The sequence below is a fragment of the Halarcobacter sp. genome, from assembly GCF_963675975.1.
GTDB lineage: Bacteria > Campylobacterota > Campylobacteria > Campylobacterales > Arcobacteraceae > Halarcobacter.
The window spans coordinates 3,209,702-3,225,395 of the sequence record NZ_OY780939.1 but is presented as its reverse complement, the minus strand read 5'-3'; the positions used below and the strand labels follow the sequence as shown (position 1 = coordinate 3,225,395).

16 protein-coding genes are annotated in these 15,694 nt (G+C 26.6%); 9 read left to right on the top strand and 7 right to left on the bottom strand.

The features are described from left to right. Window position 1 precedes the first annotated feature (1 nt). A complete protein-coding gene (locus tag ACKU3H_RS16055; protein ID WP_320034880.1) occupies window positions 2-604 on the bottom strand; it encodes a paraquat-inducible protein A in 603 nt (200 codons plus the stop codon). A gap of 246 nt (window positions 605-850) precedes the next feature. On the opposite strand from ACKU3H_RS16055, the gene ACKU3H_RS16050 reads away from it, so the two are divergent. Further along, window positions 851-1,594 carry a ferredoxin-thioredoxin reductase catalytic domain-containing protein gene (locus tag ACKU3H_RS16050; RefSeq protein ID WP_320034879.1) on the top strand — a complete coding sequence of 248 codons (744 nt, stop codon included), beginning with the start codon at window positions 851-853 and terminating at the stop codon, window positions 1,592-1,594. A 2-nt stretch (window positions 1,595-1,596) separates the two neighbouring features. Here ACKU3H_RS16050 and ACKU3H_RS16045 read toward each other — a convergent pair whose 3' ends face one another. From ACKU3H_RS16045 to panB, 3 genes are read right to left on the bottom strand one after another with little or no spacing between them, the layout of a single operon-like run. After that, entirely contained in the window at window positions 1,597-2,661 is a 1,065-nt protein-coding gene (locus tag ACKU3H_RS16045; RefSeq protein WP_320034878.1) for an AI-2E family transporter, read from the bottom strand. Beyond that, a complete protein-coding gene (ruvB, locus tag ACKU3H_RS16040) occupies window positions 2,658-3,686 on the bottom strand; it encodes a Holliday junction branch migration DNA helicase RuvB (protein WP_320034877.1) in 1,029 nt (342 codons plus the stop codon). The genes ACKU3H_RS16045 and ruvB overlap by 4 nt, the downstream gene beginning before the upstream one ends. 2 nt (window positions 3,687-3,688) lie before the next feature. Continuing rightward, entirely contained in the window at window positions 3,689-4,498 is an 810-nt protein-coding gene (gene panB, locus ACKU3H_RS16035; RefSeq protein ID WP_320034876.1) for a 3-methyl-2-oxobutanoate hydroxymethyltransferase, read from the bottom strand. A 166-nt stretch (window positions 4,499-4,664) separates the two neighbouring features. On the opposite strand from panB, the gene trpA reads away from it, so the two are divergent. From trpA to ACKU3H_RS16020, 3 genes are read left to right on the top strand one after another with little or no spacing between them, the layout of a single operon-like run. Beyond that, a complete protein-coding gene (trpA, locus tag ACKU3H_RS16030) occupies window positions 4,665-5,405 on the top strand; it encodes a tryptophan synthase subunit alpha (RefSeq protein WP_320034875.1) in 741 nt (246 codons plus the stop codon). Between the two features lie 2 nt (window positions 5,406-5,407). Beyond that, window positions 5,408-6,154, top strand: a complete 747-nt coding sequence (locus tag ACKU3H_RS16025; RefSeq protein WP_320034874.1) for an arginyltransferase — start codon at window positions 5,408-5,410, stop codon at window positions 6,152-6,154. Between the two features lie 6 nt (window positions 6,155-6,160). Beyond that, on the top strand, window positions 6,161-6,499 hold the full coding sequence (locus ACKU3H_RS16020; protein ID WP_320034873.1) for a hypothetical protein: 339 nt from the start codon (window positions 6,161-6,163) through the stop codon (window positions 6,497-6,499). 7 nt (window positions 6,500-6,506) lie between these two features. On the opposite strand, the gene feoB is transcribed toward ACKU3H_RS16020, so the two are convergent. Then, window positions 6,507-8,633 (bottom strand): ferrous iron transport protein B, encoded by a 2,127-nt coding sequence (gene feoB, locus ACKU3H_RS16015; RefSeq protein ID WP_320034872.1) that lies wholly within the window; start codon window positions 8,631-8,633, stop codon window positions 6,507-6,509. Then, a complete protein-coding gene (locus ACKU3H_RS16010; protein WP_320034871.1) occupies window positions 8,627-8,857 on the bottom strand; it encodes a FeoA family protein in 231 nt (76 codons plus the stop codon). Before ACKU3H_RS16010 ends, feoB begins: the two co-directional genes overlap by 7 nt. A 191-nt stretch (window positions 8,858-9,048) precedes the next feature. On the opposite strand from ACKU3H_RS16010, the gene ACKU3H_RS16005 reads away from it, so the two are divergent. From ACKU3H_RS16005 to ACKU3H_RS15995, 3 genes are read left to right on the top strand one after another with little or no spacing between them, the layout of a single operon-like run. Continuing rightward, window positions 9,049-9,492 carry a Fur family transcriptional regulator gene (locus ACKU3H_RS16005; RefSeq protein ID WP_320034870.1) on the top strand — a complete coding sequence of 148 codons (444 nt, stop codon included), beginning with the start codon at window positions 9,049-9,051 and terminating at the stop codon, window positions 9,490-9,492. Window positions 9,493-9,546: 54 nt separating this feature from the next. Next, window positions 9,547-10,449, top strand: coding sequence for a cytochrome-c peroxidase (locus tag ACKU3H_RS16000; RefSeq protein WP_320034869.1), 903 nt, complete (start codon window positions 9,547-9,549; stop codon window positions 10,447-10,449). Between the two features lie 5 nt (window positions 10,450-10,454). Next, window positions 10,455-13,295 (top strand): EAL domain-containing protein, encoded by a 2,841-nt coding sequence (locus ACKU3H_RS15995; protein ID WP_320034868.1) that lies wholly within the window; start codon window positions 10,455-10,457, stop codon window positions 13,293-13,295. A gap of 1 nt (window position 13,296) precedes the next feature. Here the strand turns inward: ACKU3H_RS15995 and ACKU3H_RS15990 are convergent, their stop codons facing one another. After that, on the bottom strand, window positions 13,297-13,599 hold the full coding sequence (locus ACKU3H_RS15990) for a hypothetical protein (RefSeq protein WP_320034867.1): 303 nt from the start codon (window positions 13,597-13,599) through the stop codon (window positions 13,297-13,299). 144 nt (window positions 13,600-13,743) lie between these two features. On the opposite strand from ACKU3H_RS15990, the gene ACKU3H_RS15985 reads away from it, so the two are divergent. Next, window positions 13,744-14,538, top strand: a complete 795-nt coding sequence (locus ACKU3H_RS15985; RefSeq protein ID WP_320034866.1) for an HAD-IIB family hydrolase — start codon at window positions 13,744-13,746, stop codon at window positions 14,536-14,538. Then, on the top strand, window positions 14,531-15,694 hold the full coding sequence (locus ACKU3H_RS15980; protein ID WP_320034865.1) for a DUF4147 domain-containing protein: 1,164 nt from the start codon (window positions 14,531-14,533) through the stop codon (window positions 15,692-15,694). The genes ACKU3H_RS15985 and ACKU3H_RS15980 overlap by 8 nt, the downstream gene beginning before the upstream one ends.

Here is a 15,694-nt window from a genome sequence, read left to right as displayed (position 1 = left end):
ATTAATCTTTAAATACTGTTTTTATTTCAAAATTTTTATTGGCCATAAAAAATAGAAATATATAAAATAAAATAAGATAAAATCCTATATCAAATCTTGCTGTTGATACCATACCTATAAGTTTGATGTAGGTTACAATAATACTTAAAATAAACACATCTATAAAGCCCCAACTTTTAAAAAATTGAAAAAGATTATAAACATAACGGTTTGGAAATATTTTAAATTTTGTATGATTATGTAAAAAAGAATAAATAATAATTACAAGACTGACAAGGGGAGATAAAATTATTGTAAAAAAAACAATAAGTGAAACAAAATAAAAATTTTGTTGAAAAAGTACAATAACTGTATCTATTAATGTTGCTTGTAAATCTCTTTCGTTTATTGAAAGTGAAATTAATGGATATATATTCAGAAGTATAAAAACTAAAAATGCTGAGATTGAGTAGTATAAAGCATTAAAATTGTGTTTTTTATATTGTGAAATTTTCATTTTACATCTAGGACATTTATATTTGTACTCTTTTTTAGTTTCATATAACTTTATAAAAAGCCCACAATATTCACATTCTATAATATTTTTTATATCAATATCTTTCATCTACCAACCATGAGAGTAATAATAGTTATTATAGAGTATATAGTATAAATAGTAAAATTCATGTAAAAAATGGTTTAAAATATAGTATATAAAAAAATATAGATTTCAAATTTACAAAAATAAAAATAGATATATAAATAAATATTATAATAATGCTATTTTTTACTAAAAGTATATAAATAGAGCTAAATTATAAGAAAATATAAAGTTAATAGTTGTAAAATTCCCCAAAAACTAGGAATAGCTATGATAAAGAAAATTGATATTGAAAGTGATGAGTTCCAAACAGAACTTGAACTTACAAAACAGTTTACTGATAAAGTTTGCGAAGAGTATAACTTTTTTTATAATCCTGAAGATGATGTAAATGAATCAATCCAAATGGGTTTAACAAGAAACAAAATGATATATGGGAAAAGATATTGTCCCTGTTTTATGGTTGTAGGTGAAACACAAGAGGAGAGAGATAAAGAGGACAATAGATTATGTCCATGTACTCCTGCTTTAGAAAAAGAGATACCTTCAATGGGACATTGTCACTGTGCAATATTTTGTACAGAAGATTATGTAAAATCAACAGAAAATGAAACAGTAACAGCGCAAGAGAATAATCATTCTCAAGGCTTAACTAAAGAGCAGTGTGAAGAACTTCTAAAACAACAAGAGGTAAATGCAAGTGAAGTTGAAGCTTTAATTGAAGCAAGAGAACTTGGTTTCGTAGATTTTCTTTTAGTTGATACTAGAGAATGGATGGAATGGGTTGGAGGAAGAATTAAAGGTACTGATTATTTAGTTCCTACAACATCTTTTTATCAATCACTAGAACAAATTCAAGATAAGAAAGATATACCAATTATACTTTACTGTCACAGTGGTAGTAGAAGTGCCTACTGTCAAAGAATACTTTTAAGTTCAGGATATAAACAAGTATTAAATTATGATTATGGAATTATGACATATCAAGGGGATATTATCTCAGGAGAAGAATAGGATTATTTCCTATTCTCCATTGTTTGTTCAAAACTATAAAAATCATCACTAAACTTTTTTAATAGTTGTAAAAGTGATATAAAAAATGTAACCATTGCAGGTCCAATAATCATACCCCAAAACCCAAATGTAGAAAGTCCGGCAACAATTGCAAAGAAAATCAATAATTCATTTACTTTTGTTGGTGTTTTTACTACCCTTTGGTTTATATATTTAATTATAATTGGTTTTATAAAAGTATCTGCAATAATTGATATTACTACAATAGAATAAACAGCGATTGCAATGGCATTTGTTGTACTACCTGCAAAGATTTCATAAATAGCTACAGGAAGCCACATAATCAATCCTCCTACTACTGGAACTAAAGAAGCAAAACCATAAAGAACCCCTAATAGTATTCCATCATAATTAAAAAATGAAACAAATACTCCAAAAAGAAATCCCTCTAAAATAGCAGTTGCTAAAATAGAATAAAGTACTACACTCATTACATTTGATGATTCATAAAATAAAGCATTTGAATCTTCACTTTTTAAAGGTAAGGCTTCTTTAAAATAGTGTGCTAAGTTGTTACTGTAGAATGTAAAGAAAAAGAAGAATACTAAAATCATAATCATATCAATAATAAATTTAGCAGAGTTTTTTCCTAAAAATGCACCTACAGAAAAAAGATTTTGTATAAACTCAGGAATATCAACTTTTTCTAATATTTTTATTAATTGTTCTTTAAAAAATATAAAATCATTAGGTATGTTTTCTACCCAGTGTCTAGCAACCTCAAACATCTCTATTAAAGCTTTTTGATCAATTTTATTAATTAATGTAGCAAAAGAGAAAATACAATATAACAAAGGAACAAAGAATATTGCTGTTAAAAGTATAGTCATTAGCATTGTAGATAGAAATGTACTTGAGATATGGTGTTTAAAATACACATTCAAAGAATTTGTTGCCACAGCTAAAAGTAGGGCAACAATTAAAGGTTTTAAAAATGGCTCAAATAGTTGTAACATAAAAAATATTGTTACAACAGTTAAGGCAATTAAAAAGTAGTGTGGTTTCAAAAAAGAGTTCCTTCATCTTCTAATTTAGAACTTCCAGGATATGAGAGTCTAAATAATTCATAGGTTTTAACCGATGCAACCCTACCTCTAGCTGTTCTTTCAATAAATCCATTAGCTAATAAATAAGGCTCAATAGCATCTTCAATTGTACCTTCATCTTCACTAAGAGCAGCAGCAATTGTAGAAAGTCCCATAGGTTTACCTTTATTTGATACTAAAAGTTCAAGAAGGTTTATATCCATTTCATCAAAACCAGAATCATTTACGCCAAGTTCATCAAGGGCATATTGACATCTTTTTAGATGAATAGTATTTTCGTTTTCAACTTCTGAGAAGTCTCTTACTCTTCTTAATAATCTAAGGGCAACCCTTGGAGTACCACGGCTTCTTTTTGAGATTTCAAGTGCTGCATCATCTTCACAAATTTTATTTAGTTTTACAGAAGCTATTTGAATGATTTTAGCTAACTCTTCATGGGTATAAAACTGCATTCTAAAGTGCATTCCAAATCTTTCCCTTAAAGGGTTTGATAACATACCAGCTCTTGTAGTTGCTCCAATTAAAGTAAATCTAGGTAGATCAATCTTCACAGTTTGTGCAGCAGGTCCAGAACCAATAATAATATCTAATCTGTAATCTTCCATTGCTGGATATAATATCTCTTCAACAGCAGGACTTAATCTATGTATCTCATCAATAAATAAAATATCTCCCTCTTCAAGGTTAGTTAAAATAGCAGCTAAATCTCCACTTTTTTCAATCATTGGACCAGCTGTAACTTTAATGTTTGAGTTCATCTCACTAGAGATTAAATATGATAAAGTAGTTTTCCCAAGTCCTGGAGGTCCATAAAATAAAATATGGTCTAAAGCTTCATTTCTTTTTTTAGAAGCTTCAATAAATACTTTTAGATTTTTTTTGATTTTCTCTTGTCCAATATAGTCATCCCAAGATGAAGGACGTAAATTAACCTCTGAATTCTCTTCTTCAAAAGAGATTTGTTCTACTTCAACAACTCTTTCCATTTTTAATACTCTTCATTTTTTGAAGGAAAAGTTCCATTTTGAACTTCACTTCTATATTGTTCCACAGATTCTTTAACAAGCTGGGCACCGTTTAAATAGTGTTTTACAAATTTTGGTTTAAACTCTTCAAAGAAACCTAACATATCAGACCAAACTAATACTTGACCATCTGTATCTTTTCCTGCTCCAATACCAATAGTAGGTATATTTACCTCTTGAGATATTTTTTTTGCTGCATCTGACATAACCCCTTCAATTACAAGGGAAAATGCTCCAGCTTTTTCAATAGCTTTTGCATCTTTTATTAGTTGTTCTATATCCTCATCAGTTTTACCTCTAACTTTGTATCCACCTTCACTTCTTACATATTGTGGCATTAAACCTATGTGTCCCATAACGGCAATAGAGTTTTTTGTTAGATGCTCGACGATAAAAGCTCTATCTTCTCCACCTTCAATTTTTATAGCAGCTGCATTTGTTTGGGCATAAACTTTTATTGCATTTTCTAAAGCTTGGTCTTTGTTTATGTAAGTACCAAAAGGCATATCTGTAATTACAAAAGCATCTTTTGCTCCATTGCAAACGGCATTTGTATGGTAAATCATCTGCTCTAAACTTGCAGATAAAGTGTCATTTTTCCCTGCAAAACTCATATTTAAGCTATCTCCAACTAAAATCATATCTGCAATTTCACTAAAAAGTTTAGCAAATAACGCATCATAAGCTGTAATAACTGTTAATTTTTTTGTGTTTTTAGCTTTTTTGATTTTTGTAATACTCATTTTTTCAAAATTATTTTTAATTATACTCATTAAAAAATTCCCTAATACTTTATAATTTTAGTAAATATTGTATCAAATTTATCCTTTTTATTGGAAAATTTTATTACAGATTAATATATTATGTTTTTATACTCATATCTATTCAAGATAAAATTAGATAAAATGAACAATAATTAAAAAATATTAGGATTTTATTTTGAAAAAATTAGTAGGTTATATTACATCTTCGATTCCAGATAATAATTTTACAATAGATTTAGCACTTAGTATGAAAGAAGCTGGAGTTGACACCTTAGAACTTGGAGTTCCTTTTTCTGATCCAGTGGCAGATGGTCCTGTTATTGAAAAAGCAAATCATATAGCATTAGAAAGTGGGTTTGGTTTAAATGATTTATTTGAAGTAAGTTCACAAATAGCTCCTAAAATGGATATGTTATGGATGGGATATATGAATCCATTTTTTCATTATGGTTTAGAAAACTTTTTAAAAAAAGCACAAGAATATGATGTAGGTGGGATGATTATTCCTGATTTACCTTTTGAAGAGTCACAATTAGTTAATTCTTTATTTGAGAAATATGATAAAGCAAATATCTCTTTTGTTGCACCAACACATAGTGAAGAGAGAATAAAAAAAGTTGTCGAAAATTCAAAAAAATTTATATATATGGTAGCTTATGCAGGTATCACAGGAAGTGGAAAAGCTGAAGATTTAAGTAATATAATATCTATGGTTAAAAAATATTCTGATACTCCTTTATATATTGGATTTGGAGTTGATGAAAATACTTGTAAAGAGAAATCTATAGGTGTTGATGGGGTTATTGTAGGTAGTGCATTTGTAAAACATCTTGTTGATGAAACCTTGTCAAATAATGAAAAAATTGCTAAGATTAGTTCTATAGCAAAAGAGATAAAAGAGAAAATAAACGAATAATTATGCATATATTAGAACACGATGTAGAGTTTGTAGAAGAAAACAGAGAATGCTCATATTTTGATGATGAAATATCTGATATAAGATATAGATATATTCATAAGTGCACTAAAGATGACTATCAAAATATGTTAGAGCATGGATGGAGACGTTTTGGTAAAATGCACTTTGTCCCTGAATGTAAAGATTGTACAAAATGTGTTTCTATGAGAATTGATGTTGCAAATTATAAATTCTCGAAATCGGAAAAAAGAGTTTTTAAGAAGAATCTTGATACTAAACTTTATATTCAGCCTCCTTCTTTAACTTTAGACCATTTAAGATTATATGATAAATATCATCATCATATGAATAAAAAGAAAAATTGGGTTTATAATCCCATTGAACCATCAGAGTATGATAGGTCTTATGTTCAAGGTAAAGATGAATATACAAAAGAGTTTTTGTATGTAAGAGATAACAAATTAATAGGAGTTGCTTTAGTTGATATTCTTTCAGAATCTATTTCTTCAATTTATTGTTATTATGACCATGATTATGAAGATTTATCAATTGGAAAATTCTCAATTTTAGCACAAATTAAAATTGCAAAAGAGTTAAATATTCCATATATATATTTAGGTTATTGGATAAAAGATCATTTTTCAATGGGATATAAAGAAGCTTATAATCCTTTTGAAGTTCTTGTTAATAGATCTAGCTTAAAAGAAGAAGCTATATGGGAAAAATATGATGAAAATAAAAAGTGAGTTAAAATGAAAAAACTATTATGCTCCTTGTTGTTTATTTCAACAATTGGATTTAGTGAGACTTTTGATGAGAGTCCTAAATATAGTGCTGATTGTTTAATTTTACAAGATGAAAATTCTATTATATGTAAATATGAACATGAAAGATTAGAGACAGATATTGAAATAAAAGTTCAATGGATTAATCCCCAAGGTGAAATTTCAAGGGAAAGAACTATTTTAATACCAGCAGGTCATGGGTCAGTATACGATTTTAGATATATCGAAGGTCGAATGAAAGGTGATTGGCAATTTAAAGTAATAGAGGGTGAGAACGAAATTGTTACAAACTTTAGTGTAGAATAGTTTTATTCTACACTAAAAGATATCTTGCTATTTGGTATGTTATAAAAGATAACACCCAAGCTGTTGCTGTTGTAAACACAAATAGATAAAATAGATATTTCCATCCACCAGCTTCTTTAGTAAATACCATTGATGCTGCTAAACAAGGTAAATAAATCATTACAAATACTATAAATGCCAATGCTGAAGCCATTGGTATATTATTTCTTATTTTTTCCAATAATCCTTGATTATTCTCATCTAATTCTTCACCTAAACCATATAAAATTCCTAAAGTAGAAACTACAATCTCTTTTGCTGCAAGTCCTGTTTCTAGGGCAACAGTCATTTTCCAGTCAAATCCTAAAGGTGCAAATAAAGGTTCAGAAAACTTACCAACTTTTCCTAAATAAGAGTTCTCAAGATTATATTGAGAGATTTTGTTTTGTAATTCATACCTTTCTTCTTCTGAACTTGCTAACTCAATTTTTTCACTCATCATCTCTTCATATTCAGGATATTTTGGATAATTTGAAGCAAACCAAATTAAAATAGAAGCTGCTAATATATATGTACCTGCTTTTTTCATATACATTAAAGCTTGATTCGAAACTGTATGCCAAATTAGTTTAAGTGAAGGTAATCTATATTTTGGCATCTCCATAACAAATGGTTCATCTTCACTTTTAAAAACTATTGCTTTTAAAACTTTTGCAGCTATAAGTCCTAATATTGCCCCAGAAATATATATAAGAAACAAAATATTTCCTGCATTTTTTTCTGAGAAGAATGCTCCTGTAAAAAGTACATATATAGGAAGTCTAGCTCCACATGACATAAATCCTATAATAAATAGAGTTAAAAGCCTATCTCTAGGGTTTTTAAGAGTTCTTGCAGCCATATAAGCAGGAACTGAGCATCCAAAACCTGTAACAAGAGGGATAAAAGATTTACCATGAAGTCCAAATTTATGGAAAAAACCATCTAAAAGAAAAGCAACTCTACTCATATATCCAGTAGTTTCAAGTAAAGCTATACCCAAAAATAGTATTACAATATTTGGTAAAAATAGAATAACTGCACCAACTCCGGCAATTGCACCATCGGCAATAACTGAAGAGAGTTGAGTATCTCCTAATATATATTTTGTTTTTTCAATTAATGAAGCAAAAAAAGCATCAATTAAATCCATTGGAATATTTCCAATTTCAAAAGTAAGTTGGAAAAGTCCCCACATAAGAAAAAGAAAAATTGGTAGACCTAAAAATTTATTAATTAGTATTGAATCTATCTTATCTGTGATTGTTAGGTGTTGTTCCTCAACTTTTTTTGTTTTAACTGTTTCAGTTACCGCACCTCTTGCAAAAGCGAATTTTTCATCTTCAAAGATTTCATTTAAGTCTTTAGTTCCATAATGTAAATATATATGTTCAAAAGATTCACTTAATAAAGGTTGTAGTTCAATCCATATTGGTTCATCATGAAATTTTAAAAAAGTATTCTTGTCCTCTTTTAAAAGTTTTATAGCAATCTCTCTATAGTGTATATCGCTTCTATATTTTTTTTCAAATAATAAAGCTTTTATATTTGCAATCTCTTCTTCAATTACATCTGAAAATATAAGTTTAGATTCAAATTTTGAAGACTCAAATTTTGTTACAAGTGCTTCAATAAGCTCTTCAATTCCTAATTTTGTTTTTGCAGATGTTTTTACACAAGGTTTTCCAATAATCTTACTTAATTGCTTCTCATCAATTGATATTCCCTCTTCTTGTGCTTCATCTGTCATATTTAAAGCAAGTACCATTTTCTTATCAAGTGCTAAGAGTTCATTTGTTAAATATAGATTTCTCTCTAAGTTTGTAGAGTCTAATACATTTAAAATAATATCATAATCATTTTTTTCTAAATAATTTTTTGTAACTTTTTCTTCAATTGTATATTCTGTTAAAGAGTAAGAACCCGGTAAATCAGTAATCTCAAATATATAATCTTTGTATTCAAAAATAATTTGGGTTTTTTCTACTGTTACTCCTGAAAAGTTTCCTACTTTCAATCTAGAGTTTGAAATAGAATTAATAAGCATTGATTTACCAACATTTGGTTGTCCAACCAATGCAATTTTTATTGATTTTTTTTCTTTAAAACTTAACATTCTATTTTTTCCACTTTTATTGTTTGAGCTTCAGATACTCTTATAGCAATTTTACTATTTTGGATTTTTATTTCTATTGTATTCTTTGAAAGAGTTTGTTCTATAATTGTAATAGTTGAACCTTTTACAATTCCAAAAGAACTAAATCTTGATTTTAGTAGTGGGTTAGAGTCAATTGCAACTATCTTACCACATTCTCCTTTTATTAATTCACTTAATAACATAAACTACCCTCTATTTATACTGATAATAATTATCGTATTCTATTGAAAGTTACCTTAAATTACGAAATTAATATATTAAATAGATAATTAATTTAAAAATGATAACAAAAATAGTTAAGATTCCATTATTTTAAGTAATTTTGATGATAATTTCGCAATAATATTGTAATAGTTTACATTAAGGTATATATATGGCGAATAGTGAAGAAGTAATTGATGAACTAAAAAGAATAGTAAAACAAAAAGGGCTTAAATATACAGAACAAAGAGAAATTGTTTTAAATATATTATTAGAAGCTAATGAACACTTAACTGCGGAAGAAGTATATAATTTAATAAAAGAAAAAAAACCAGATTCTAATATAGGTATAGCCACTGTATATAGAGCTTTAGGTTTTCTTGAAGATGTTAATTTAATCACTTCAATAACTTTTGGTACTGATGGTAAAAAATATGAAAGTAATTTTAAAGATCATCATGACCACTTAATCTGCACGCAATGTGGTAAAATTGTTGAGTTTATGGATGATGAAATAGAAAAAAGACAAGATAAAATAGCTAAAAAAAATAAATTTAGAGTAACTAGTCATTCAATGCAACTTTATGGAGTATGTGCATCTTGTCAAGAAAAGTAAAACCTTAGGTTTTACTTCTTTTTAAATATTAATACTCTGCATTGAAGGTATTTTATGAGATATATTTTTATATTAATATTTGTAGTAATTTTTTTAAATGCTTCAAATATCACTCCCATTCCTGATAAGATAAAGTTTGATTATAAAAAAGCATTATTAGGAAAAAAACTTTTTTTTGAAAATAAACTATCTATAAATAATACGATTTCTTGTGCTACCTGTCATGATTTAAAAAATGGCGGAGATGATGGATTAAAAACATCATTTGGAGTAGAAGGAAGATTAGGTGATGTAAATGCACCAACAGTATTAAATTCAGTATTTAATTTCTCTCAATTTTGGGATGGAAGAGCAAAAGATTTAAAAGAACAAGCTTCTGGTCCAATTGAAAACCCTATAGAAATGGCACATAACTTCGATGATTTAGTAAAAAATTTAAATGACACAGAATATAAAAAAGATTTTGAAATAATTTATGATGATGGAATAACAAAAGAAAATATAGTTGATGCAATTGCAGAGTTTGAAAAAACATTAATAACACCTAATTCAAGATTTGATAAGTTTTTAAAAGGTGATGAAAATGCAATTACCCAGTATGAAAAAGAGGGATATGAAATATTTAAAAATAAAGGTTGCATCGCTTGTCATCATGGTATAAATATTGGGGGAAACCATTACAATAAATTTGGAGCATTTTCTCATATTCAAAGTATAAATTTAGGGAGATACAATGTCACAAAAGATGAAGAGGATAAATACTATTTTAAAGTCCCAACTTTAAGAAACATTGAATTAACAGCTCCATATTTTCATGATGGTAGAGAAGAAGATTTGAAAGATGCTGTAAAAACAATGGCTTTTGTACAATTAGGCAGACCAATAACTAATGAAGAGATTAATAAAATAGTTGCCTTTTTAAAGACATTGACTGGTGATTTAGAGATTATAAAGTAGTATAAATGAACAAAGTTAGAGATTATTTTAGTTTTAAATTATTATTTTTTGCATTTATTCTTAGTTTTATATTTATATATCTATTAAAAATAGAAAAAACAAAAGAATCATATAATAAATACAAAAACTATATTGATACGATGATAATTACAAATTTAAAACTTGATAACTTTTTTTCTCAACGAGAAAAATTTTTTAATTTTGATATTATTGTAAAAGAGATATCAGTATTTAAAGATTCTTTAGTAAGTATTGATAAAAAAGAGATTAAAAACGAATTTGGAATAGAAATCTATAATGAGTTATATAAGATAAAAGATCAGTTTAACAAAAAAGAGATACTTATTGAAAAGTTTAAATCTTTTCATGCTTCAAGTTTGAATTCTGCACATTTTATTTATGATTTAAATCAATTTTTATTAAATGATGATTCTTTAGATGAAGAGTTAAAATTGGTTATAAACAGTACTCTTTTTATGATAATGCAAGAGTTTATAAATATTAATCATAATGAAAAAGCAATTTTAAATAATTTATCTAAAATTGAGAACTATACAAACGAGGTTGATAAGCCACAACTAAAACTTATGCTTAGTCATGTTAGAAATATTTTAAAAAATGTAAAAAAAATTGTTGAAATAAAAAACAATACAGAAAAATTGAATCTTGACAATAAATTAAAACAATTAAATAATAATTTGATTTCTAGATATAATGAAAAACTATTTTATCAATTAATTATCTCTATTTTCTTTTTTATAATAATATTAGTGTCTTTTATTATGATTTATCTAGAACATAGAAAATCTCAAAAAGTTAAAAAAGAATTGGCAGCATTTAAATATGCAGTTGAGAATAGTGATAATTCAATTATTTTAACTGATAAAGAGAAAAATATTTTATATGTTAATGATATTTTTGAAAAAACAACCGGTTATAAGAAAAGTGAAGCCTTTGGAAGTAAACCAGAGATACTAAAATCTGGTGAAACTCCACAAGAAACATATAACAAGTTAAATAAAAGTCTTGAGTTAGGTGAAAAATGGGAAGGTGAGTTTGTAAATAAGAAAAAAGATGGAACACTGTTTTATGAGAAAGCCTCAATTGTTCCTGTATTTTTAGATAATGAAATAGCAAATTTTCTTGCTATTAAACTTGATATTACAGAATACATCTTACAAAACGAAAGTTTAAAACTCTCTGCTGCAGTTTTTGATAATATTCAAGAGGGGATTTTAGTTTTTAATACAAATAAAGAGATTATAACTATCAATAAAGCTTTTGAATCTATGACTGGTTATAAAAAAGAGGAAATAATAGGACAAACATCTGATTTTATGCGTTCTGAATACCATGATGCATTATTTTTTAAAAAAATTGAAGATGAAGTACTTGAAAAAGGTTCATGGAAAGGTAAATTTACTTTTAAAAGAAAAGATGGGAACACAATACCATTTTGGACAAATGTTTCAACATTAAAAAATAAAAATGGGGATATAAGTAAATTTATTGCAGTTTGTACAAGTTTAAAAGATATTATTGAAACTCAGAAAAAAGCAGATTTTTTAGCATACCATGATAGTTTAACAAAATTACCAAATAGAGTAAAACTTGAAAATGATTTAAACTTTTCATTAAAATTAGCAAAAAGAAAAGAGCAACATCTTTATGTTTTATTTATAGATTTAGACAGATTTAAAATGATTAATGATTCTTTAGGTCATTCAATAGGGGATGAACTATTAAAAATAATTGCATCTAGAATTAAAAAAGTGTTAAGAGATTCAGATATCATATCTAGAATGGGTGGAGATGAATTTATAGTTGTATTAGATTCATCAAGAGATAAAAAATCTGCTAGTTATGTTTGTCAAAGAATTTTAAATGTAATAAAAGAATCAATTACAATAGAAAATAATATTTTAAATACAAGTGCTAGTATTGGTATAGCTATATATCCAGATGATGGAAATGATTTTACAACACTTATAAAAAATGCAGATACGGCTATGTATCATGCAAAAAATATGGGTAAAAACAACTATCAATATTATAATAAACAACTTTCACTAAATGTTAGTGAGTTACTTAAAATTGAACAGGCATTAAAAGAAGCAATTCCTAATAATGAATTATATTTAAACTATCAACCTCAATATGATTTGATTTCTAAAGAGATAATTGCATTTGAAGCTTTAGTAAGATGGGAAAATAAAGAGTTGGGATTTATCTCTCCTGCTAAATTTATACCAATAGCCGAAGATACTGGTTTGATAATAGAAATAGGAAAATTTATATTTGAAACAGCTTGTAAAGATTATGTAGAACTAAAAAAAGCAAATCAAAGATTAAAACATATTGCAATTAATATCTCATCTATTCAATTTAAAGATGAAAATTTTGTAAATGATATATTAGAAATAGTAAATAGATATAATATTCAACCTTCAGAAATAGAGCTTGAAGTTACTGAAAGATATATTATGGAGTATTCAAGAGATAATATAAATTCGATTCAAAAGTTTAGAGATTTAGGATTTAGATTCTCTATAGATGACTTTGGTACAGGTTACTCTTCTATGAGTTATCTAACTAAGTTTCCTATTGATGTAATTAAAGTTGATAAAGCGTTTATTGATGGAACTCCAGAAGATAACAACAATGTTCAAATATCAAAAGCAATTATAGCTCTTTCTAAAAGTTTAAATTATAAAGTAGTTGCAGAAGGGATTGAGTATTCAACTCAAGAGGATTTCTTATCTTCAATTAGTTGTGATTATGGACAAGGATATTTCTTTTCAAAACCTTTAAGCATAGAAAATGCTTTAAAGATTTTAAAGGGTTAAACTATTTTTTCTTATTGTCTGGCATATATTTAAAAAATAGATAAAGTATTGCAAGCATTGCAATAACCGTTGCAACAGATAAGAAATTTAATTCAACTTCAGCTGTTACACCTCTTTGATAATTTTTGGGCATAAACAAAAACATACTAGACAATAACATAAATGATGCAGTTATTATTGCAATTAGATGTGCAAAAATACTATGAAATTTTGTTATATAAAAGTCTTTTACCATCTTCCATGTTAAAAATGATGCTAATAAAACTATAATTAATACAATAATTTTTTCATATTCTGGTACCATAAGTCTCCTTTTATTTAGTATTATATTGTAATAAAATTATCTTAAAATACAGCAATACAATTTTTTTTAATAAAAAATTTGCTAATGTATATTGAATATACATATAAAATTTATACTATTGATTATAAAATGATACAATAAATTATGAAAACAGTAATATTTACAGATTTGGATGGAACTTTTTTAAATCATGATAATTATTCTTTTGCTGAGGCAGAAGAATCAATTGAGCTTTTAAAAAGTAAAAAGATTCCTATTGTGTTTACTACAAGTAAAACTAGAGTTGAGGTTGAAAAACTTCAAGAAAAAGTGGGAATTACCGAACCTTTTATTATAGAAAATGGTGCTGCAATATTTTTCCCAAAAAACTATCAAAACTTTAATCTATCTTTTTTAGACCAATTAGACGACTATTATCTTTATCAATTAGGTTTAACATATGGCAAAATTTTAGAGTTTTATAATAAGTATAAAAAAGAGTTTGGAATGTTAGGTTTTAGTGAAATGAGTATTGATGAGCTTATAAAATATACAGGACTTGACAAGCAAAGCGCTATTTTGTCTAAAAAAAGAGATTTTACCGAGCCTTTTTTAATTGAAGATGATTCACTGATTGAAAAATTACAAAATATAGCTTCAAATTATGACATTAAGATAACAAAAGGTGGACGTTTTTACCATCTAATTGGAAAATATCAAGATAAAGGTTTAGCTGTAAAAAAGGCAATAGAAATTTTTGAAGATTTGTATGGTGTAAAAATTGATTCAATTGGCTTAGGTGATGGTCAAAATGATATTGCAATGTTTGAAAATGTAAAAAAAGCAGTTATAATAAAAAATCATAAAAATGATTATGTAGAATATTTTGGAAATAATCAGCAAAAATCGACTTATCAAGGTTCGAAAGGCTGGAATGAGATGGTACTAAAAAATGTATAAAGAAGAATTAGAAAAAATATATTATAAGGCTTTAAAAAAAGTACAAGCAGATTCTATTATTCAAGATAATATCTCTTTAAAAAAAGATATATTAAAAGTTGTAGATGAAACTGTTAACTTAAAAAAAATAGATAATTTGTATATCTTTGGGGTTGGAAAAGCAGCATATGCAATGGCTAAAGAGTGTGAAAAGATTATTGGTGAAAAAATTTCAGGGGGAGTAGTTGTTTCTACTACAAAAGGGAAATTAAAACATCTAACACATTTTACTTCAACTCATCCAGAAGTAACTAAAAAAAGTGAAAAGGCTGCAAATCTTTTATTTGAAAAAAGTTCACAATTAAATAAAAATGATTATTTTATATTTTTATTATCAGGTGGTGCTTCTGCGATGATAGAAAAACCAATTGAGGGTTTATCTTTAGAAGATTTTATAAAAGGTTCATCTGCTTTATTAACTTCGGGTATTGATATAAAAGCATTAAATACTATAAGAAAATCTATTTCACAAATAAAAGGTGGAAAGTTAGCTAATAATTTTAAAGCTAAAGGGAAAGTCTTAGTTTTAAGTGATGTAATAGGTGATGATTTAAATATAATTGGCTCAGCTCCAATGAATAATGGAAAGTTTAAACATCATTTAGTTGGAAACAATAAAATTGCATTAAAAGAAGCAAAAAAATATTGTAAAAATTCATTTGAAAAAGTTGATATTATTACAACAACTTTAGCAAAAGACTCAGAAAAAGCATGTTCTTATATAAGTAAAAAAATCAAAGAATATGATAAAAAATATAAAAAATTTGTGCTTTTATTTGGGGGAGAAACTACAACTACAGTTAAATCAAAAAATGGATACGGAGGAAGAAATCAAGAACTTGCTTTAAGACTTTTTATAAATGATAGCATAGATAAAAATATTTCTATTTTAAGTGCTGGAAGTGATGGTATTGATGGTCGTTCAGATGCAACTGGAGCATTTGTAGATTTTGAACTTCATAAAAAAATTAAAAAATTAAATCTAAATCCAAATGAGTTTTTAGATAATAGTGATAGTAATACCTTCTTTAAAAAAGTGGGATATGATTTTGTCACAGGAATAACAGGCACAAATGTAATGGATTTTATTATAGTACTAAAAAAAGGAGAAGAGTAG

Coding starts and splice junctions, on each gene's coding strand:
- ACKU3H_RS15980 (WP_320034865.1), top strand. CDS start 14,531: ATGTATAAAGAAGAATTAGAAAAAATATATTATAAGGCTTTAAAAAAA.
- ACKU3H_RS16025 (WP_320034874.1), top strand. CDS start 5,408: ATGCATATATTAGAACACGATGTAGAGTTTGTAGAAGAAAACAGAGAA.
- ACKU3H_RS15990 (WP_320034867.1), bottom strand. CDS start 13,599: ATGGTACCAGAATATGAAAAAATTATTGTATTAATTATAGTTTTATTA.
- feoB (WP_320034872.1), bottom strand. CDS start 8,633: ATGTTAAGTTTTAAAGAAAAAAAATCAATAAAAATTGCATTGGTTGGA.
- ACKU3H_RS15995 (WP_320034868.1), top strand. CDS start 10,455: ATGAACAAAGTTAGAGATTATTTTAGTTTTAAATTATTATTTTTTGCA.
- ACKU3H_RS16005 (WP_320034870.1), top strand. CDS start 9,049: ATGGCGAATAGTGAAGAAGTAATTGATGAACTAAAAAGAATAGTAAAA.
- ACKU3H_RS16055 (WP_320034880.1), bottom strand. CDS start 604: ATGAAAGATATTGATATAAAAAATATTATAGAATGTGAATATTGTGGG.
- ACKU3H_RS16000 (WP_320034869.1), top strand. CDS start 9,547: ATGAGATATATTTTTATATTAATATTTGTAGTAATTTTTTTAAATGCT.
- panB (WP_320034876.1), bottom strand. CDS start 4,498: ATGAGTATAATTAAAAATAATTTTGAAAAAATGAGTATTACAAAAATC.
- ACKU3H_RS16020 (WP_320034873.1), top strand. CDS start 6,161: ATGAAAAAACTATTATGCTCCTTGTTGTTTATTTCAACAATTGGATTT.
- ACKU3H_RS16010 (WP_320034871.1), bottom strand. CDS start 8,857: ATGTTATTAAGTGAATTAATAAAAGGAGAATGTGGTAAGATAGTTGCA.
- ACKU3H_RS16050 (WP_320034879.1), top strand. CDS start 851: ATGATAAAGAAAATTGATATTGAAAGTGATGAGTTCCAAACAGAACTT.
- ruvB (WP_320034877.1), bottom strand. CDS start 3,686: ATGGAAAGAGTTGTTGAAGTAGAACAAATCTCTTTTGAAGAAGAGAAT.
- ACKU3H_RS15985 (WP_320034866.1), top strand. CDS start 13,744: ATGAAAACAGTAATATTTACAGATTTGGATGGAACTTTTTTAAATCAT.